14 protein-coding genes are annotated in these 17,503 nt (G+C 72.9%); 6 read left to right on the top strand and 8 right to left on the bottom strand.

Annotation, left to right across the window (positions count from 1 at the left end; genetic code table 11):
• Nucleotides 1-91: 91 nt before the first annotated feature.
• Nucleotides 92-778, bottom strand: coding sequence for a response regulator (locus ACFY0X_RS31040; protein WP_359912604.1), 687 nt, complete (start codon nucleotides 776-778; stop codon nucleotides 92-94).
• Nucleotides 778-2,373: an ATP-binding protein gene (locus ACFY0X_RS31045; RefSeq protein WP_387759543.1), complete on the bottom strand. Its 1,596-nt coding sequence runs from the start codon at nucleotides 2,371-2,373 to the stop codon at nucleotides 778-780. The genes ACFY0X_RS31040 and ACFY0X_RS31045 overlap by 1 nt, the downstream gene beginning before the upstream one ends.
• A 337-nt stretch (nucleotides 2,374-2,710) precedes the next feature.
• Between ACFY0X_RS31045 and ACFY0X_RS31050 the strand changes: the two genes are divergently transcribed.
• From ACFY0X_RS31050 to ACFY0X_RS31060, 3 genes are all read left to right on the top strand, one after another.
• The gene (locus tag ACFY0X_RS31050) at nucleotides 2,711-3,520 is read left to right on the top strand and encodes an ABC transporter ATP-binding protein (protein ID WP_387759544.1); all 810 of its coding nucleotides are present in this window, start codon (nucleotides 2,711-2,713) and stop codon (nucleotides 3,518-3,520) included.
• Nucleotides 3,510-4,415: an ABC transporter permease gene (locus ACFY0X_RS31055; RefSeq protein ID WP_387759546.1), complete on the top strand. Its 906-nt coding sequence runs from the start codon at nucleotides 3,510-3,512 to the stop codon at nucleotides 4,413-4,415. Before ACFY0X_RS31050 ends, ACFY0X_RS31055 begins: the two co-directional genes overlap by 11 nt.
• Nucleotides 4,416-4,536: 121 nt before the next feature.
• The gene (locus tag ACFY0X_RS31060; protein ID WP_387759548.1) at nucleotides 4,537-5,613 is read left to right on the top strand and encodes an ABC transporter substrate-binding protein; all 1,077 of its coding nucleotides are present in this window, start codon (nucleotides 4,537-4,539) and stop codon (nucleotides 5,611-5,613) included.
• Between the two features lie 65 nt (nucleotides 5,614-5,678).
• On the opposite strand, the gene ACFY0X_RS31065 is transcribed toward ACFY0X_RS31060, so the two are convergent.
• The 6 genes from ACFY0X_RS31065 to ACFY0X_RS31090 form a co-directional block, all read right to left on the bottom strand.
• Nucleotides 5,679-6,581, bottom strand: coding sequence for a sucrase ferredoxin (locus ACFY0X_RS31065; protein WP_387759549.1), 903 nt, complete (start codon nucleotides 6,579-6,581; stop codon nucleotides 5,679-5,681).
• Between the two features lie 38 nt (nucleotides 6,582-6,619).
• Entirely contained in the window at nucleotides 6,620-7,342 is a 723-nt protein-coding gene (locus tag ACFY0X_RS31070) for a hypothetical protein (RefSeq protein WP_387759551.1), read from the bottom strand.
• Between the two features lie 17 nt (nucleotides 7,343-7,359).
• Complete coding sequence (locus ACFY0X_RS31075; protein ID WP_387759553.1) at nucleotides 7,360-8,400, bottom strand: hypothetical protein; 1,041 nt, start codon at nucleotides 8,398-8,400, stop codon at nucleotides 7,360-7,362.
• Nucleotides 8,401-8,413: 13 nt separating this feature from the next.
• Nucleotides 8,414-9,682, bottom strand: coding sequence for a hypothetical protein (locus ACFY0X_RS31080; RefSeq protein ID WP_387759554.1), 1,269 nt, complete (start codon nucleotides 9,680-9,682; stop codon nucleotides 8,414-8,416).
• 33 nt (nucleotides 9,683-9,715) lie between these two features.
• Nucleotides 9,716-10,009, bottom strand: coding sequence for a hypothetical protein (locus tag ACFY0X_RS31085; protein ID WP_387759556.1), 294 nt, complete (start codon nucleotides 10,007-10,009; stop codon nucleotides 9,716-9,718).
• 187 nt (nucleotides 10,010-10,196) lie between these two features.
• Complete coding sequence (locus ACFY0X_RS31090; RefSeq protein ID WP_387759558.1) at nucleotides 10,197-12,647, bottom strand: DNA topoisomerase (ATP-hydrolyzing) subunit A; 2,451 nt, start codon at nucleotides 12,645-12,647, stop codon at nucleotides 10,197-10,199.
• A gap of 307 nt (nucleotides 12,648-12,954) precedes the next feature.
• On the opposite strand from ACFY0X_RS31090, the gene ACFY0X_RS31095 reads away from it, so the two are divergent.
• The 3 genes from ACFY0X_RS31095 (at nucleotide 12,955) to ACFY0X_RS31105 (ending at nucleotide 17,208) form a co-directional block, all read left to right on the top strand.
• Nucleotides 12,955-14,313 (top strand): M16 family metallopeptidase, encoded by a 1,359-nt coding sequence (locus tag ACFY0X_RS31095; RefSeq protein WP_387759560.1) that lies wholly within the window; start codon nucleotides 12,955-12,957, stop codon nucleotides 14,311-14,313.
• A gap of 20 nt (nucleotides 14,314-14,333) precedes the next feature.
• On the top strand, nucleotides 14,334-15,698 hold the full coding sequence (locus ACFY0X_RS31100) for a M16 family metallopeptidase (protein WP_387759575.1): 1,365 nt from the start codon (nucleotides 14,334-14,336) through the stop codon (nucleotides 15,696-15,698).
• Between the two features lie 316 nt (nucleotides 15,699-16,014).
• The gene (locus tag ACFY0X_RS31105) at nucleotides 16,015-17,208 is read left to right on the top strand and encodes an RtcB family protein (protein ID WP_387759561.1); all 1,194 of its coding nucleotides are present in this window, start codon (nucleotides 16,015-16,017) and stop codon (nucleotides 17,206-17,208) included.
• The last annotated feature ends 295 nt before the right edge of the window (nucleotides 17,209-17,503 follow it).

The following is a 17,503-nucleotide window of genomic DNA, read 5'->3' on the forward strand; positions in this document are numbered from 1 at the left end:
CCCCGGGGAACCCCGGCGGGCCTGGGGCCGCCGGGGTTCCTCCCTGTCCGCCCCCGGGCCGGCGGCGCGGCCGGGGCTGGGGCGGTGGGGCTCAGGCCCGGGCCGCCAGCCCGTAGCGGTGCTCCGGGCGGCCGGTGTCGCCGTACCGCAGGGTCAGCCGCAGCCGGCTGTCCCGCTCCAGCTGCTTGAGGTAGCGCTGCGCGGTGGAGCGGCTCAGCCCGGTGGCGTCGGCGACCTCCTGGGCGGACAGCGGCCGGCCGGCCCGGCGCAGTACGCCCATTACCAGGTCGGTGGTGGGCGCCGAGTGGCCCTTGGGGAGCGTCCCGGCCGGGGCGGCGGCGCTGCGCAGGGTCGCGAACAGCCGGTCCACCTCGTCCTGGCCGGCCTCCCGGGCCGGGGCGGCGAGCGCGTGCCGCAGCTGCGCGTACGCCACCAGCTTCTCCCGTAGCCCGGCGAAGGTGAACGGCTTGACCAGGTACTGGAGCGCACCGTGCTGCATCGCGGCGTGCACCGTCGACACGTCCCGGGCGGCCGTCACCATCATCACGTCGCAGGCCACCTGGCGTTCCCGCAGCCGGCGCACCAGGGCCAGGCCGGTCTCGTCGGGCAGGTGGTGGTCGAGCAGCAGCAGGTCCACCGGGCGGCGTTCCAGGGCGGCCAGCGCCTCCCCGGCCGAGTGCGCGGTGCCGGTGACCCGGAAGCCCGGGACCTTGGCCACGTAGGCGGCGTGCACGTCCGCGACCCGGAAGTCGTCGTCCACCACGAGTACGTCGATCATCACGCCTCCGCGAGCTGAGTGGTGAGCAGGGCCTCGGGCAGCTCGACGGTGAACCGGGCGCCGCCGAGCGGCCCGGTGTCGAGCACGATCCGGCCGCCGGTCCGCTCGACCAGCCGCCGCACCATCGCCAGCCCCAGCCCGCGCGGACGGTGCGCGGGCGCGTCCTTGCTGGTCCACCCCTCCTCGAAGACCTGCTCGCGCAGCGCCTCCGGCACCCCCGGGCCGCTGTCCGCGACCTGCAGCAGCAGGGTCGGGCCGGCCGCGGCCAGGCTCACCTCCACCCGGCCCCCGCCGCCCGCGGCCAGCGCGTCCACCGCGTTGTCGACCAGGTTGCCGAGCACCGTCACCAGCGCCCGGGCGTCCACCACGGTGTCCGGCAGGTGCGCCGCCGGGGCCAGCGTCAGCCGCACCCCGCGCTCGGCCGCCACCGAGGTCTTGCCCGCCAGCAGCGCCGCCACGTGCGGGTCCCGCACCTGCTCGGCGATCCGCGCGGCGACCACGGCGTGCGAGCCGGACTGCTCCGAGATGAACGCCACCGCCTGCTCGTGACGGCCCAGCTCCAGCAGGCCCAGCAGGGTGTGCATCCGGTTGGCGTGCTCGTGGTCCTGGGCCCGCAGCGCCTCGGTCAGGCTGCGGGTGGTGTCCAGCTCGCGGACCAGCGACTCCAGCTCGGTGCGGTCGCGCAGGGTCACCACGGCGCCGCCCTCGGGCGTGGCCGTCCGGTTCACCACCAGTACCCGGTCGTCCCGTACGGCCGGCAGGTCGGCGCCGGCGATCCGCCCGGCGAGGACGTCCGCCAGCCGGCCCGGTGGCAGCACCGCGCCGATCGGGCGGCCGGTGCAGTCCTCCGGCAGGCCGAGCAGCCGGACGGCCTCGTCGTTGGCCAGCCGGATCCGGCCGCGCTCGTCCAGTGCCACCATGCCCTCGCGGATCCCGTGCAGCATCGCCTCCCGCTCCACCAGCAGGGCGGAGATGTCGGCCACCGCGATGTTGTGGGTGCGGCGCTTGAGGCGGCGGGCCAGCAGGAGGGTGGCGAGCGTCCCGGCGGCCAGGCCGGCGCCCGCGCACAGCAGGATGCCGGTGAGCATCTTCAGCAGCCGGCGGCGGATCGAGTCGTCGCTGATGCCGACCGAGACCTCGCCGACGATCCGGCCGTCCGCCGTCCGCAGCGGCACCTTGCCGCGGGCGGTGCGGCCCAGGGTGCCCTGCTGGATGGCGGTGACACTGCGGCCGCTGAGGGCGGGCTCCGGGTCGGTGCTGACCCGCTGGCCGATCCGGCCCGGGTCGGTGTGCGAGAGCCGGATGCCGTCCAGGTCGGTGACCACCACGAAGCTGGCGCCGGTGGCCAGCCGGATCTGCTCGGCGTTGCGCTGCGCGGCCACCACGTCGCGGCCGGCGGCGGCCCGCGCGATGCTCTCGTCGGTGGCGGTGGCCTGGGCGATCGACAGCGCCCGCTGCATCGCGTCGTGGTCCAGCTCGCTGCTGACCGGGGCCAGGAACAGTCCGGCGGTCACGGCGGTGACACCGACGGTGACGACGGTCTGGCTCAGCAGCAGCTGGGCGAAGACCCGACGGGGTCCGCGGGGGAGCTTCATCCGGGCCTCCTCTCGGCGGCTTCGGGCGGTTCTGCGCAGGTGGGCGGGCGGGGACGGGGCGGGACTCAGCGGGACGGGGCGGAACGGGACGGGGCCGGTCGGGGGAGGGCCGGCGGCCGGCGGGGGACGGGCCGGTGGGTGGGGGACCGGCGGGACGGGGTCGGGACACCCTACGTTTCGGGCGTGTTTCTGTCAGCCGCGTCCCCGCAGTTGTAGCGCAAGCAAAACGAGCAGAACACCCCTCTATGCGGAGAAGTCGCACTACGCGGAGAAGGCTCCCGCCGGGGCCGGCCCCGCTCCTACCTTTCCGGGGCAAGCACAGACCCGGGAGGATCGAATGAGCACAACCCCGGCGATCGAGCTGACCGGCGCGACCAAACGGTTCCGCACCCCCTCCGGGGCGCTGCACACCGCCGTCCGCGACCTCGATCTGACCGTCGCGCAGGGCGAGTTCGTCGCCGTCGTCGGCCCCACCGGCTGCGGCAAGTCCACCACGCTGACCCTGGTCAGCGGCCTGGAGGAGCCCACCGAGGGCGAGGTTCTGGTGTACGGCGAGCCCGTGCGCGGGATCGACCCCAAGGTCGGGTTCGTCTTCCAGCAGGACGCCGTCTTCCCCTGGCGCACCGTCCTGTCCAACGTGATGGCCGGCCCGCGCTTCCGCGGCGTGCCCGCCGCCGAGGCCCGGGACCGGGCCCGGGACTGGCTCGGCCGGGTCGGCCTGGCCGCCTTCGAGGACCGCTACCCGCACCAGCTGTCCGGTGGCATGCGCAAGCGCGTCGCGCTCGCCCAGACCTTCGTCAACGACCCGGCGATCCTGCTGATGGACGAGCCGTTCTCGGCGCTGGACGTGCAGACCAGGGCGCTGATGTCGGACCAGCTGCTGGAGCTGTGGGCCGGTACGGGCTCCTCGGTCGTCTTCGTCACCCACGACCTGGACGAGGCCATCGCGCTCGCCGACCGGGTCGTCGTCATGACGGCCGGACCGGCCACCGTCAAGGAGGTCTTCACCGTCGACCTGCCGCGCCCGCGCACCGTGGAGGCCGTCCGGCTGGAGCCGAGGTTTGTCGAGCTGTACCGCGAGATCTGGGCCTCGCTCGGCGAAGAGGTGCGCATCACCCGGGAGAGAGGAGCGGGTCGTGCCGCTTGAGACCGCGTCCGAGTCCGTACCCGAGTCCGCGCCCGCGTCCGGGCCGGCCGCCGGCGGGAAGCCCCCGGCCGCCACGACGAGGACCGAGGCCCGCGAACGGGCCGCCCGCAACCGGAGGCTGGGCGTCTACGCGGCCCGGGTCGCGGTGCTGCTGGCCTTCCTCGGGCTGTGGGAGGTGTGCGCCCGCACCGACGTCATCGACCCGTTCAACTTCTCCCAGCCGTCGAGGATCTGGGACCAGATCTGGCAGTGGACCACCCACGGAACCGCGCAGGGATCGCTCGGCGAGCAGATCGGCTACACCCTCTACGAGGCGCTCACCGGCTGGGTGATCGGCGTCATCGGCGGCGTGCTGCTGGGCATCGCGCTCGGCCGGATCCGCTTCCTGGCCGACGTGTTCGGGCCGTACATCAAGGTGCTGAACGCCATCCCGAGGATCGTGCTCGCGCCGATCTTCCTGATCTGGTTCGGCCTTGGCCCGGCCTCCAAGGTCGCCTCCGCGGTGGTGCTGGTGTTCTTCCCGGTGTTCTTCAACGCCTTCCAGGGCGCCCGCGAGGTGGACCGCAACCTCGTCGCCAACGCCCGCATCCTGGGCGCCGACAACCGCAGGGTCACCCTCCAGGTGGTCATCCCCGCGGCCACCACCTGGATCTTCACCAGCCTGCACGTCAGCTTCGGCTTCGCGCTGATCGGCGCCATCGTCGGCGAGTACATCGGCGCCACCAAGGGCCTCGGCCTGCTCGTCGCGGCCGCCCAGGGCACCTTCAACGCGGCCGGCGTGTACGCGGCCATGACCATCCTCGCCGTCGTCGCGCTGCTCACCGAGGGGCTGCTGACCTTCGCCGAGAAGAAGCTGTTCCGCTGGAAGCCCGCCGACGCGGGCGACGGGCGCTGAACTCGCGCCGACGCGGGTGACGGGCGCCGAACCCCCGCCGCCACGGGCGACGGCCGCTGAACCCCCGCTGCGGCCGGAGCCGCTGACTCCCCTGCCAGTCCCCCCGAGAGAGGCCCCACCCATGCGCCCCGTTCCGACCGGCAGAGCGGCTGCCGCCGCCCTCGCCGCCGCCCTGCTCCTCCCGCTCTCCGCCTGCGCCAACGACGCCGCGACCGCCGGCCACGGCGCGGTCGCCGCCCCCGCCGGCCAGCAGGTCGACGGACCCAAGGTCAAGATCATGGTCGGCGGCCTGGACAAGGTCATCTACCTGCCCGCGATGCTCACCCAGCGGCTCGGCCACTTCGCCGAGGCCGGCGTCAACGTCGAGCTGATGACCGAGCCGGCCGGCGTCAACGCCACCACCGCGCTGCTCGCCGGGGACGTCCAGGGCGCCGTCGGCTTCTACGACCACACCATCGACCTCCAGGCCAAGGGCAAGAAGGTCGAGTCCGTGGTGCAGTTCGCCCAGGCGCCCGGCGAGGTCGAGGTGGTCTCCACCCGGCAGGCCGACGCCATCAGGTCCGGCGCCGACTTCAAGGGGAGGAAGCTGGGAGTCACCAGCATCGGCTCCTCCACCGACTTCCTCACCAAGTACCTCGCGGTCAAGAACGGCACCGCCGTCAGCGAGTTCAGCCCGATCGCGGTCGGCGCCGGCCAGACCTTCATCGCCGCGCTCCAGCAGGGCAGCATCGACGCCGGAATGACCACCGACCCGACCGTCGCCAACATCCTGGACAAGGGCCTCGGCAAGGTGCTGTACGACATGCGCACCCCCGAGGGCTCGCGCGAGGCGCTCGGCGGGCTGTACCCGTCCTCGTCGCTGTACATGAACACCGACTGGGTGGAGAAGAACAAGGACACCACCCAGAAGCTCGCCAACGCCTTCGTGAAGACCCTCAAGTGGATGTCCACCCACAGCCCCGAGGAGATCGCCGCGAAGATGCCCGCCGACTACGCGCAGGGCGGCGCCGAGCAGTACGCGGCGGCGATCAAGGCGACGCTGCCGATGTTCACCACGGACGGCGTGATGCCGGCCGACGGGCCGAAGACGGTGCTCTCGGTGCTCGCCGCGTTCCACCCGGACGTCAAGGGCAAGGAGGGGTCGATCGACCTGGCGAGGACGTACACCACGGAGTTCGTCGCCAAGGCCGGCGGCTGAGCCCGGACGGCAGCGGCCCCACAGGTGGCGGTCCCGCGCTCACCCCCACGGGCGCGGGGCCGCTCTCACGCGCCCCGGACCGACAGCACGTCCATCCGCGAGGGCGTTCCCGCCGCCTTGCCGCAGCTCTCCGGACGCGCCGGCTCGCTGACCGCCTCGACCACGTCCACCTCCCAGGACCGGCCGTCCCGGTGCAGCACCGTCACCAGCCAGCGGCTCTCGCCGTCCGGCCGCTGGGTGAGCGTCAGCACGTCCGCCCGGGTCTCGCCGGTGGCCAGCCGCACCGCGTGCTCGGCCGCCTGGCCCGGACGCTCCCAGCCCGAGCAGCCGCGCGACCACTCCGGCACCATGTGCCCGGCCGCCGTCGCCGCCAGCACCTCCTTGGCGCTCTCCGGCGTCAGCCGCCCGTACGCGTAGCCGTACGGCAGCACCAGCATGGTGGGGGAGAAGCGGTGCCCGCCCAGATGGGTGACCTCCCACACCTCGCTGTGCCCGGCCGCCGCCAGCTCCGCCGCGAGCGGACGGCCCAGCAGCGCGCAGCAGCGGTCCCGCCGCCCGTTGGTGCACACCAGCGCCACCGGGCCGCCGACGTGGTCCGCCCCGAAACCGGTGTGGTCGCCGGCGCCCAGCGCCGCGAAGTCCAGCCCCAGCAGCTCCGCCGGATCCGCCACCTGCGCCCGGCGAACCCAGCCGCGGCCCGGCACCGTGTGCGCGACGAACACCTCGTGGCGTGCGGTCGGCAGGCAGTCGGCGTGCCGACCGGGCCGCCGGATCAGCGCCACCCGCACGCCCGTCCCGGCCGCGGCCGCCTCCAGCGCCCGCCCGACCGCCGCGTCCAGATGGCTCTCGCCCAGCGCCTTCGCGCCCCACGGCCCGGCCTGCTCCACCAGCAGCCAGGTGGTCGCCACCGCCGCGGTCGCGGCCAGCGGCTCCGAAAGTTCACGCGACACGGTCGCACAGGTGCTCACGTCGGCAAGGCTACCCTCACCTGATCATCCTCACGCGGTCACCCGAACGCGGCCTTCACCCGCTCCGCCACCTCCTCGTCCACCGTGTCGTACAGCGGCTCGGAGACGGTCGGCAGGTCGGCGAACTCCAGGTGGATGCTGCGGACGACGTCCGCGAACAGCTCCGAGTAGAGCTCCCAGTCCTCGGGGCACGGGGTGCTCAGTTCCAGGGAGAGCAGCTGGGACTCGTTCGGCAGCGGCAGGTGCACCTGGACCACCGAGGTGGTCAGCACCCCGTCGACCAGCGGGACCGCCAGGGCGTCCAGCGCCGCCGCCCCGGCGTCGACCCGGGTCGCCACGGCGTCGATCACCGCCGCCGCGCGCCCGGCCGGCAGCTCTATCGCCGTCACCTCCGCCTCCGGACGGGCCCGGGCGAGGCGGGTCAGCAGGAAGTCCACGGCGTTCGGGTAGTCGGTGCCGACCAGGGGGCACACCGAGGCCGTGATGGTGGCCGTGCTCGGACGGCCGTCCACGTCCACCAGGCACATCCCGGCGTGGATCACCCCGGCCTCGGCCATCGACGGGATCAGCTCGGCCAGCGCCACGGCCCAGCGCACCCGCAGCTCGTCGGGATGGGAGGCCAGCACCTCGCAGACCAGCTCCCAGAGCTCCTCGGCCACCTGGTCGTCGGTGCCCAACACCGGGATCTCGTGGAAGGCGGGCGGGACGACGAAGCGGATCTGGAGCCGGGCGGCTGCGTGGTCCATCGGGGTGCTGGGCATCGGGCCTTCCACGGAGGTCATGAGGGCTTGCGGATCCGGTTGCGGACGTCCAGCCAGGCCGGTGGGACGGGGACCGGGACGCCGTACGCGCGGGCCTCGACGAGCAGGTCGAGGTAGGCGTCGCTGTGGTCGCGCAGCCCGGAGCGGCGCCACGTCCAGAGTTCCTTCAGAGCGGGGACAGCGGTGATCACGCCGATGGCGATCAGCCCCATGCCGAGGGACGTGAGCTGTCGGCGGTGCTCGGCACCGGCGGGGTCCATGCCCAGGGGGGCGATGATCATGCCGGCGACCACCGTGAGGATGAAGATCCTTCCCCATGTGCTGATCCACCGGCGGGATCGCTTCACAGCGGTGAGCAGTCCCCGGACGGCCTGTTCGTCCAGGAAGTCGAGGCCGTGCGGAGCGCCGATCTCACGGGCCCGGCCGGCCAGCGCCGAGTGCTGTGCGACCGCGGCGACCGGCAGCACCGGGAACTTCGGGTCGATCACGGCTTCAGTCGGCCACCAGGAGCCGGGCTGTGCGGCGACAGCGGGCAGGGCGGCGGCGGCGGGCAGGGCGGCGGCGGCGGGGTTGGCAGCCGGAGACGCCTGCGGCTGGGGCAGTGGATCGGCCGCAGGGCTTTCCTCCCACGAGGCCCGATCGGCATCGGCTCCCCACTCGGAGGGAAGTTGGAACATCATCCCCGCGCGCCTGGCCTGGTTCAGCAGACCGATGTACGCGGTGAAGTGCACCGAGGCGGTGTCCTTCTCCGACGCGCGGTGCGCACCCCACGCCCAGAGCGCGATTCCCGCCGGAACTCCCAGGATCACTGCTGCCCAGTTGCCAGTGACCGAGGTGGCCACGACCGCCATGATGATGAGCAGCCACGCCGCCTCGGCGTAGGAGCCCACCCGGTTCCGCAGTCTCAGGTGCTTGGTGACCACCGCGCGTGCCTCGTGGTCATGCAACAGGTTGATCCCGTAGAGGGTTTCGGCCCGTCGCGCGGCCTCGACCACCTCGGGTACCGCGGCGATCCGCCCGCCTTCGACGGGGAGCGTCGCATGGAGGTACTCGGCCATGGGGTCTCTCCTCTCAGCCGACGGCGTTCAGGAACGGTGCGGACGGCAGGCGATAGGCGGGCTTCGGTGCTCCGGGGGCGACGACGTGCGACTCCCTCTCCTTCCGTTCCTGGTCCTTCTCGTAGTTCTGGTAGAAGCTGTGGGAGAGCCCAGTCGCCTTGTTCGAGATCGTGATCATGCGGGGATCCGCCTCGACACCCGCCTTCTTGAGCCCGCCGACGATGGCCTTGGTCGACAGCGGGTTGCGAGTCATCTCGTACAGGGATGCGCCGGCGCCACGGGTCCGCGCGGCGACGCCGGATCCCTTCGCGAGCTGCATCGACTCCCTGAGGCCGCCGATCTGGGCCTTGACCTTGTTGACGACGCCCGGGACCTTTGCCGCCTTGGCCGTCTTTCCGGCGGTGGCGAAGCCCTTGACAGCGCCGAAGCCGGGGATCACCCCGAGCCCGTCCAGCCCGATCTTCAACCAGGAAACGTCCTGGCCACGGGACTTGGCGATGCCGTGCCCGGCCATCGCGGCCGCGCTGGTCAGCACGGCCGCGGCACCCAGGATCGGGCCCGCGACGGGGATCGCCAGCGCCGCGATCGCCAGCCCGGCGGAAATCTGGGAAAGGAGGTCCGCGTGGTCGGCCAGGAAGTCCAGCGACTTCTGCCAGGCGTGCTCCACCTTGTCCAGCATCCGCTTGAGCAGGTTCGGGTCCGGCGGATGGTGCCGGGACGCCTCCATGATCGCCCTGGCGGCCGCCTCAGCCTTGAGCTTGTGGTCCGCCAGCTGCTTGTGGCCGCTCGCGATCAGCTCGTCGAGCTGGTGCACGAGCTGCTGCTGGGCCTGGAGCTTGGCCTCGAAGTCGGCCTTGGCCCTCGCCTGGGCCGCCGCGTCGGTGGACTGCGTGGAGGCATCCAGGGCCTTCCCCGCAGCACTGCACTGGACGTTCATGTCGCCCACCCTGGACCGCAGTTCGACGGCCTGGCCCTCCAGGGTCTTCCCGGAGGCGAGCAGGGCGGTGAGCTGGGTGTGCCAGGTCTTGAGGGCCCGCGAGCAGGCGGCCATCGACTCGTGGCCCTGGGTGAGGTACTTGGGCAGTTCGCCGAGCCTGCCGGCGAAGTTGCGGGCCGCCTCGCCCTGCCAGGCGCTGCCGTCGGAGCCGAGGTCCGCGAGCGCGTGCCGCAGTTCCTCCAGTTCGCGGGCTACCGCGTCGACGTCCGTGTACATCTTGGCGATGGCCGGTAGGTCCCCCGGGGCCGGGCAGAATCCGAGGCCCGGCCAGTTCTTGTCGCTCATGGTGGAAAGTCAGTCCCCTACTGGCTGGTTGGCTCAGGTCGCGCCGAGGCCCTTGGCGGTGCCCTGTTCGTTGTCCCCGTAGTTCTTGAGCGAGGCGTCCAGGCCCTCGCGCAGGCCCTGGGCGAGCTTGGCCATCCGGCCGATGCCGCCGTGCCAGTGGTCCTCGAACCCCCTGCAGGCCGAGTCGAGCCGCTCGGTGCCCAACTGCTTGCCCTTCCCGAGGTTCTCCAGGCTCTTGGCGACCGCCCCCATGCGGTTGCCGCATTCGCCGAGTTGTTTGGACACCGTTCTCATCGTGCCCATGTCGATCTTGAATTCCTCGGCCAACTCCCCGTCCCCCCAAGTTTTGTGACGCTCAATGGAGCACCTGTTCGGTGAACCTAACCCATGGATGGGCAAAGATCCGGCCATGGACGGGAATTGGGGACCGCCGTTCCGGATTCCCGGTCGGACGGGCACGAAAAAGCGGAAGGGCACCGGACGGTTCCGGTGCCCTTCCGCTCGTGCGAGGCCGTTACGCCGGGCCGGCGACCACCGCGATCGGGGTGGTGACCGGGGTGCCGGAGCCGTCGCGGCGCGGGTCGCGCTCCGGCAGGTCGACCGGGGCGCCCTTGGCGGTGGCGGCGCGGGCCGGGGCGGCACCGGCCCAGGCGAAGGCCAGGGCGTCCTCGCCGCGCAGGAAGCGCTGGCAGCGCACGCCGCCGGTGGCGCGGCCCTTGCGCGGGTACTGCTCGAACGGGGTGACCTTCCAGCTCGTCTGCTCGCCGCCGGCCAGCGTGCCCGTGGCCGTGGCCACCGAGACCACCACCGCGTCCGCCGCCGGGTCCACCGCCGTGAAGGACAGCACCCGCGCGCCGTCCGACAGCTTGATGCCCGCCATGCCGCCCGCCGGGCGGCCCTGCGGACGCACCTGGCCCGCCGGGTAGCGCAGCAGCTGGGCGTCCGAGGTGATGAAGACCAGGTCCTCCTCGCCGGTGCGCAGTTCGACCGCGCCCACCAGCTCGTCACCCTCCTTGAGGGCGATCACCTCGAACTCGTCCTTGTTCGCCGGCCACTCCGGCACCACCCGCTTCACCACGCCCTGCGCCGTGCCCAGCGCCAGGCCCGGCGAGGACTCGTCCAGCGTGGTCAGCGCCAGCACCCGCTCCCCGGCCTCCAGCCGCAGGAACTCGCCCACCGCGGCCCCGCCCGCCAGCGTCGGCGAGGGCGTCGGCGGCAGCGCTGGCAGGTCGATCACCGGCAGCCGCAGCACCCGGCCCGCGGACGTCACCACGCCCACGTCCGCCCGCGCCGTCGCGTGTACCGCGGACACGATCACGTCGTGCTTCGCCCGCTTCTCCGACACCTCGAACGGCTCGCCGTCCGCCGTCCGCGCCAGCAGGCCCGTCGACGACAGCAGCACCCGGCACGGGTCGTCCGCGACCTCCAGCGGCACCGCCAGCGCCGCCGACGGCACCGCCCCCGCCTCCAGCAGCACGGTGCGCCGCTCGGTGCCGAACTGCTTCGCCACCGCGCCCAGTTCGGACGACACCACGCTGCGCAGCTTGGTGTCCGACTCCAGGATCTCGGTCAGGTCCGCGATCTCCGAGGTCAGCTTCGCCTTCTCCTGCTCCAGCTCCACCCGGTCGAAGCGGGTCAGCCGCCGCAGCGGGGTGTCCAGGATGTACGCCGTCTGCGTCTCCGACAGCGAGAAGCGCTCCATCAGGCGCTCCTTGGCCTGCTGGGCGTTGTCGCTCGACCGGATGATCGCGATGACCTCGTCGATGTCGAGCAGCGCCACCAACAGGCCCTCGACCAGGTGCAGCCGCTCCTCGCGCTTGCGGCGGCGGAAGTCGCTGCGCCGGCGCACCACGGTGAAGCGGTGGTCGACGTAGACCTCCAGCAGCTCCTTCAGGCCCAGCGTCAGCGGCTGCCCGTCCACCAGCGCCACGTTGTTGATGCCGAAGGTCTCCTCCATCGGCGTCAGCTTGTACAGCTGCTCCAGCAGCGCCTCCGGCACGAAGCCGTTCTTCACCTCGATGACCAGCCGCAGCCCGTGCTCGCGGTCGGTCAGGTCCTTGACGTCCGCGATGCCCTGGAGCTTCTTCGCGTTGACCAGGTCCTTGATCTTCGAGATGACCTTCTCCGGGCCGACGTTGTACGGCAGTTCGGTGACCACGATGCCCTTGCGGCGGGCCGTCACCGCCTCCACCGTCGTCGTCGCCCGGATCTTGAACGTGCCGCGGCCCGACTCGTACGCGTCCCGGATGCCCGACAGGCCGACGATCCGCCCGCCGGTCGGCAGGTCCGGACCGGGCACGAACCGCATCAGCGTGTCCAGGTCCGCGTTCGGGTGCTTGATCAGGTGCCGGGCCGCGGCCACCACCTCGGACAGGTTGTGCGGCGGCATGTTCGTCGCCATGCCGACCGCGATGCCCGTCGCGCCGTTCACCAGCAGGTTCGGGAACGCGGCCGGCAGCGCCAGCGGCTCCTGCTCGCTGCCGTCGTAGTTCGGGCCGAAGTCGACGGTGTCCTCGTGGATCGACTCCACCATCGCCATCGAGGCGGCCGTCAGCCGCGACTCGGTGTAGCGCATCGCTGCCGGCGGGTCGTCGTTGCCCAGCGAACCGAAGTTGCCGTGCCCGTCGATGAGCGGCAGCCGCATCGAGAACGGCTGCGCCATGCGGACCACGGAGTCGTAGATCGACGCGTCGCCGTGCGGGTGCAGCCGGCCCATCACCTCGCCCACCACGCGGGCGCACTTCACGTGCGCGCGCTCCGGGCGCAGGCCCATCTCGTTGGCCTGGTACAGGATCCGGCGGTGCACCGGCTTCAGACCGTCCCGCGCGTCGGGCAGCGCACGCGAGTAGATCACCGAGTAGGCGTACTCCAGGAAGGAGCCCTGCATCTCGTCCACGACGTCGACGTCGAGGATCCGCTCCTCGAAGTCTCCGGGCGGCGGGGTCTGCGAACTGCGGCGGGCCATCGCGGCGGGGCTCCCTTACGTGTCGCTGGCTGTGTCTCGGTGGTTCTTCGGTCGGCCGCCGAACGCCGGGGGCGGTCGTCGGCCGTCTCCGGCACCGTCCTGCCGTCGGACCCGTCAACCGGGCGCCGTCGACAGGGCGCGGCGCCCCCATTGTGGACCCTCCCGCCGACACTCCCGGTCAGCGGCCCTCTTCCGCCCCTGGCGAACGCCCCCGTCCGCGCGGACACGAACGCGGCTCCCGCGCGTTGCACCACAATGGGGGACGCCACACGAACCCCGACATCGACGACGGGAAGGACCCGAGCGCATGGCCAACCCGGCCCCCGCCTCCAGCCGAGGCATCGCCATCACCGAGCACCGCCTGGCCAACGGCCTGCGCGTCGTCCTCTCCGAGGACCACCTCACCCCGGTCGCCGCCGTCTGCCTCTGGTACGACGTGGGCTCCCGCCACGAGGTCGAGGGCCGCACCGGCCTCGCCCACCTCTTCGAGCACCTGATGTTCCAGGGCTCGGCCAACGTCTCCAACAACGGGCACTTCGAGCTCGTCCAGGGAGCCGGCGGCTCGCTCAACGGCACCACCAGCTTCGAGCGCACCAACTACTTCGAGACCATGCCCGCCCACCAGCTGGAGCTCGCCCTCTGGCTGGAGGCCGACCGGATGGGCTCGCTGCTCGCCGCGCTCGACGAGACGTCCATGGAGAACCAGCGCGACGTCGTCAAGAACGAGCGCCGCCAGCGCTACGACAACGTCCCGTACGGCACCGCCTTCGAGAAGCTCACCGCGCTCTCCTTCCCCGACGGCCACCCGTACCACCACACCCCGATCGGCTCCATGGCCGACCTCGACGCGGCCACCCTGGAGGACGCCCGCACGTTCTTCCGGACGTACTACGCGCCCAACAACGCCGTCCTGTCCATCGTCGGCGACATCGACCCCGAGCAGACCGTCGCCTGGGTCGAGAAGTACTTCGGCTCCATCCCGGCGCACGACGGCAAGCAGCCCCCGCGCTCCGGCGAACTCCCCGAGACCATCGGCCGGGAGATCCGCGAGGAGATCCACGAGGACGTCCCCTCCCGCGCGCTGATGGCCGCCTACCGCCTCCCGCACGACGGCACCCGCGAGGCCGACGCCGCCGACCTCGCCCTCACCATCCTCGGCAGCGGCGAGTCCAGCCGCCTCTACAACCGGCTGGTCCGCCGCGACCGCACCGCCGTCGCCGCCGGCTTCGGCCTGCTGCGGCTGGCCGGCGCCCCCAGCCTCGGCTGGCTCGACGTCAAGACCTCCGGCGACGCCACCATCGAGCAGATCGGCACCGCCGTCGACGAGGAGCTCGCCCGCTTCGCCGCCGAGGGCCCCACGGCCGAGGAACTGGAGCGCGCCCAGGCCCAGATCGAGCGCGAGTGGCTCGACCGGCTCACCACCGTCGCCGGCCGCGCCGACGAACTGTGCCGCTACGCCGTCCTGTTCGGCGACCCCAAGCTGCTCAACGACGCCCTCCCCAAGGTCCTCGACGTCACCGCCGAGGAGGTCCAGGCCATCGCCAAGGCCCGGCTCCACCCCGACAACCGGGCCGTCCTCGCCTACGAGCCGACCGCCGCCGAGACCGCCGCCGAGACCGACGCCGACTCCGACGCCGCTTCCGAAGAGGAGGGTGCCGCCGTATGAGCACCGACTACGTCCCCGCCATGACCTTCCACCCGCAGCCCCAGCCGGGCACGCCCAGCCCCTGGGACTTCCCCGCCCCCGAGCGGGCCGCCCTCGGCAACGGCATCACCGTGCTGCACTGCCACCGGCCCGGCCAGCAGCTGGTCGCCGTCGAGGTCCTGCTCGACGCCCCGCTCGCCGCCGAGCCCGAGGGCCTCGACGGCATCGCCGGCATCCTCGCGCGCGCCTTCAGTGAGGGCACCGACACCCTCAGCGCCGAGGAGTTCGCCGCCGAGCTGGAGCGCGCCGGCGCCACCCTCGACGCGCACGCCGACCACCCGTGCATCCGGATCTCCCTGGAGGTCCCCGCCTCCCGGCTCCAGCGCGGCCTGTCCCTGCTCGCCGACGCGCTGCGCGCCCCCGCGCTGCCCGAGGAGGAGATCGAGCGACTGGTCGCCAACCGGCTGGACGAGATCGTCCACGAGCAGGCCAACCCGGCCCGGCGCGCCGCCAAGGCCCTGTACGCCGAGCTGTTCGACGGCGCCGACCGGCTCTCCCGGCCCCGCGCCGGCACCGCCGACACCGTCAAGTCGATCGACCGCGCGGCCGTCAAGGCCTTCTACGACGCCCACGTCCGCCCCGCGACCAGCACCGTCGTGGTGGTCGGCGACCTCACCGGCGTCGAGCTGCCCGCGCTGCTGGAGAACACCCTCGGCACCTGGACCGGCACGCCCGCCGAGCCGTCCACCCACGCCCCGGTCACCGGCGACGACCGCGGTCGCGTCGTCATCGTGGACCGCCCGGGTTCCGTCCAGACCCAGCTGCTCATCGGCCGGATCGGGCCCGACCGCCACGACCCGGTCTGGGCCGCCCAGACCCTCGGCACCTACTGCCTCGGCGGCACCCTCACCTCCCGCCTCGACCGCGTCCTGCGCGAGGAGAAGGGCTACACCTACGGCGTGCGGGCCTTCGCCCAGCCGCTGCGCTCGGCCGCCGACGGCAGCGGACGCGCGATGCTCGCCATCAGCGGCTCGGTGGACACCGCCTCCACCGCCCCCGCGCTGGCCGACACCTGGACGATCCTGCGCACCCTCGCCGCCGAGGGCCTCACCGACGCCGAGCGCGACGAGGCCGTGCAGTTCCTGGTCGGCGTCGCCCCGCTGAAGTACGAGACCGCGGGCTCGGTCGCCGGCACCCTGGCCGACCAGGTCGAGCAGTACCTGCCGGACGACTACCAGGCCGAGGTCTACCGGCAGCTCGCCGAACTGCCCACCGCCGCCGCCACCGAGGCGGTCGTCGCGGCCTTCCCGCCGGACCGCCTGGTGACCGTCCTGGTCGGCGACGCCTCGGTGATCGCCGACGACGTGCGGGCGCTCGGCATCGGCGAGGTCACCGTCATCAGCTGACCCGATCGTCGGATCACCGTCCGGCCCGGTGGAGCACCCGCTCCGCCGGGCCGGACGCGTTTGTAAATCCGTTGCGGGCCAGGTCCGTTCCGTGGATAGATGTTCCCCGGCGCACAGCACGTGCGAACGCGACGAAGGAAGGGAGGCGGTCACCATGCGGGTCGAGCAAGCGATACGACGCTCCCCGAGGCCGTATTCCCCCTGTCCCGTCGCCCCGGGCGTCTGAGCCCCCCTGAACTTCCCCGAGCCGCGCCGGGATCGCTGTCGCGCGGCAATCCTCTTCCCGAACCACCCGACCCCTGGAGGTCGTTCACCCATGTCGTACACCGAAGTCCCCGGCGTCCGGGTCCCGATCCGGATGTGGACCGACCCGGCCACCGTCGAGGGCCAGGCGATGCAGCAGCTGCGCAACATCAGCTCCCTGCCGTGGCTGCACGGCCTCGCCGTGATGCCCGACGTCCACCTGGGCAAGGGCGCCACCGTCGGCTCCGTCATCGCCATGGACGGCGCGGTCTGCCCGGCGGCGGTAGGCGTGGACATCGGCTGCGGGATGAGCGCGGTGAAGACCTCGCTCACCGCGAAGGACCTCCCGGACGACCTCGCCGGCCTGCGCCGCGAGATCGAGCGGGCCATCCCGGTCGGCCGCGGCCTGCACTCCGAGCCGGTCGACCCGGCCAAGCTGCACGGCTTCCGCACGGCGGGCTGGGACGACTTCTGGCAGCGCTTCGACGGCATCGCGGAGGACGTGAAGTGGCGCCGTGAGCGGGCGATGCAGCAGATGGGGACGCTCGGAGCCGGCAACCACTTCTGCGAGGTTTGTGTCGATACCTCCGGTTCTGTCTGGCTGATGCTGCACTCCGGCTCCCGGAACATCGGCAAGGAACTGGCCGAACACCACATGGGCGTCGCCCGCTCGCTGCCGCACAACCAGGGCCTGATCGACCGGGACTTGGCCGTCTTCCTCGCGAAGACCCCGGAGATGGCGGCCTACCGCCAGGACCTCTTCTGGGCACAGGAGTATGCGAAGCACAACCGCGCGGTCATGATGGCGCTCTTCCAGGAGGTTGTCCGCCGCGAGTTCACCAAGGCGGAGGTCACCTTCGACGAGGTCATCAGCTGCCATCACAACTACGTGGCGGAGGAGCGGTACCACGGCGTCGACCTGCTGGTGACCCGCAAGGGGGCGATCCGGGCGGGCTCCGGCGACCTCGGGATCATCCCCGGTTCGATGGGGACGGGCTCCTACATCGTCCGCGGTCTGGGCAACGCGGCGTCGTTCAACTCCGCCTCGCACGGCGCCGGCCGCAAGATGAGCCGCAACGCCGCGAAGAAGCGATTCACCGCCCAGGACCTGGTCGAGCAGACCGAGGGCGTGGAGTGCCGCAAGGACGGCGGCGTGGTGGACGAGATCCCGGGCGCCTACAAGAACATCGAGAAGGTCATCGCCCAGCAGAAGGACCTGGTCGAGGTGGTCGCGCACCTCAAGCAGGTCGTCTGCGTCAAGGGCTGACCAGGCCGGCCGCGGAAGCGGTCGGAAAGGCCGATCGGGGTGGGGGGGGGGGGGCGGCGGCCCCCCCGGCCGGGGGGGGGGGGGGGGCGCCCCCCCCGGGGGGGGGGGGGGGGGGCGCGGGGGGGCGGGGGGGGGGGGGGGGGGGCGGGGGTTGGGGGGGGGGGGGGGGGGGGGTTTGCCCCGGGGGGGGGGGGGGGGGGGGGCCGGGGGGGGGGGGGGGGCGGGGGGGGGGGGGGGCCGGGGGGGGGGGGGGGGGGGGGGGGGGGGGGGGGGGCTTGGCGGCGGGCGGCGCCGG

Source organism: Kitasatospora sp. NPDC001547, assembly GCF_042894165.1.
Classification (GTDB): Bacteria; Actinomycetota; Actinomycetes; order Streptomycetales; family Streptomycetaceae; genus Kitasatospora.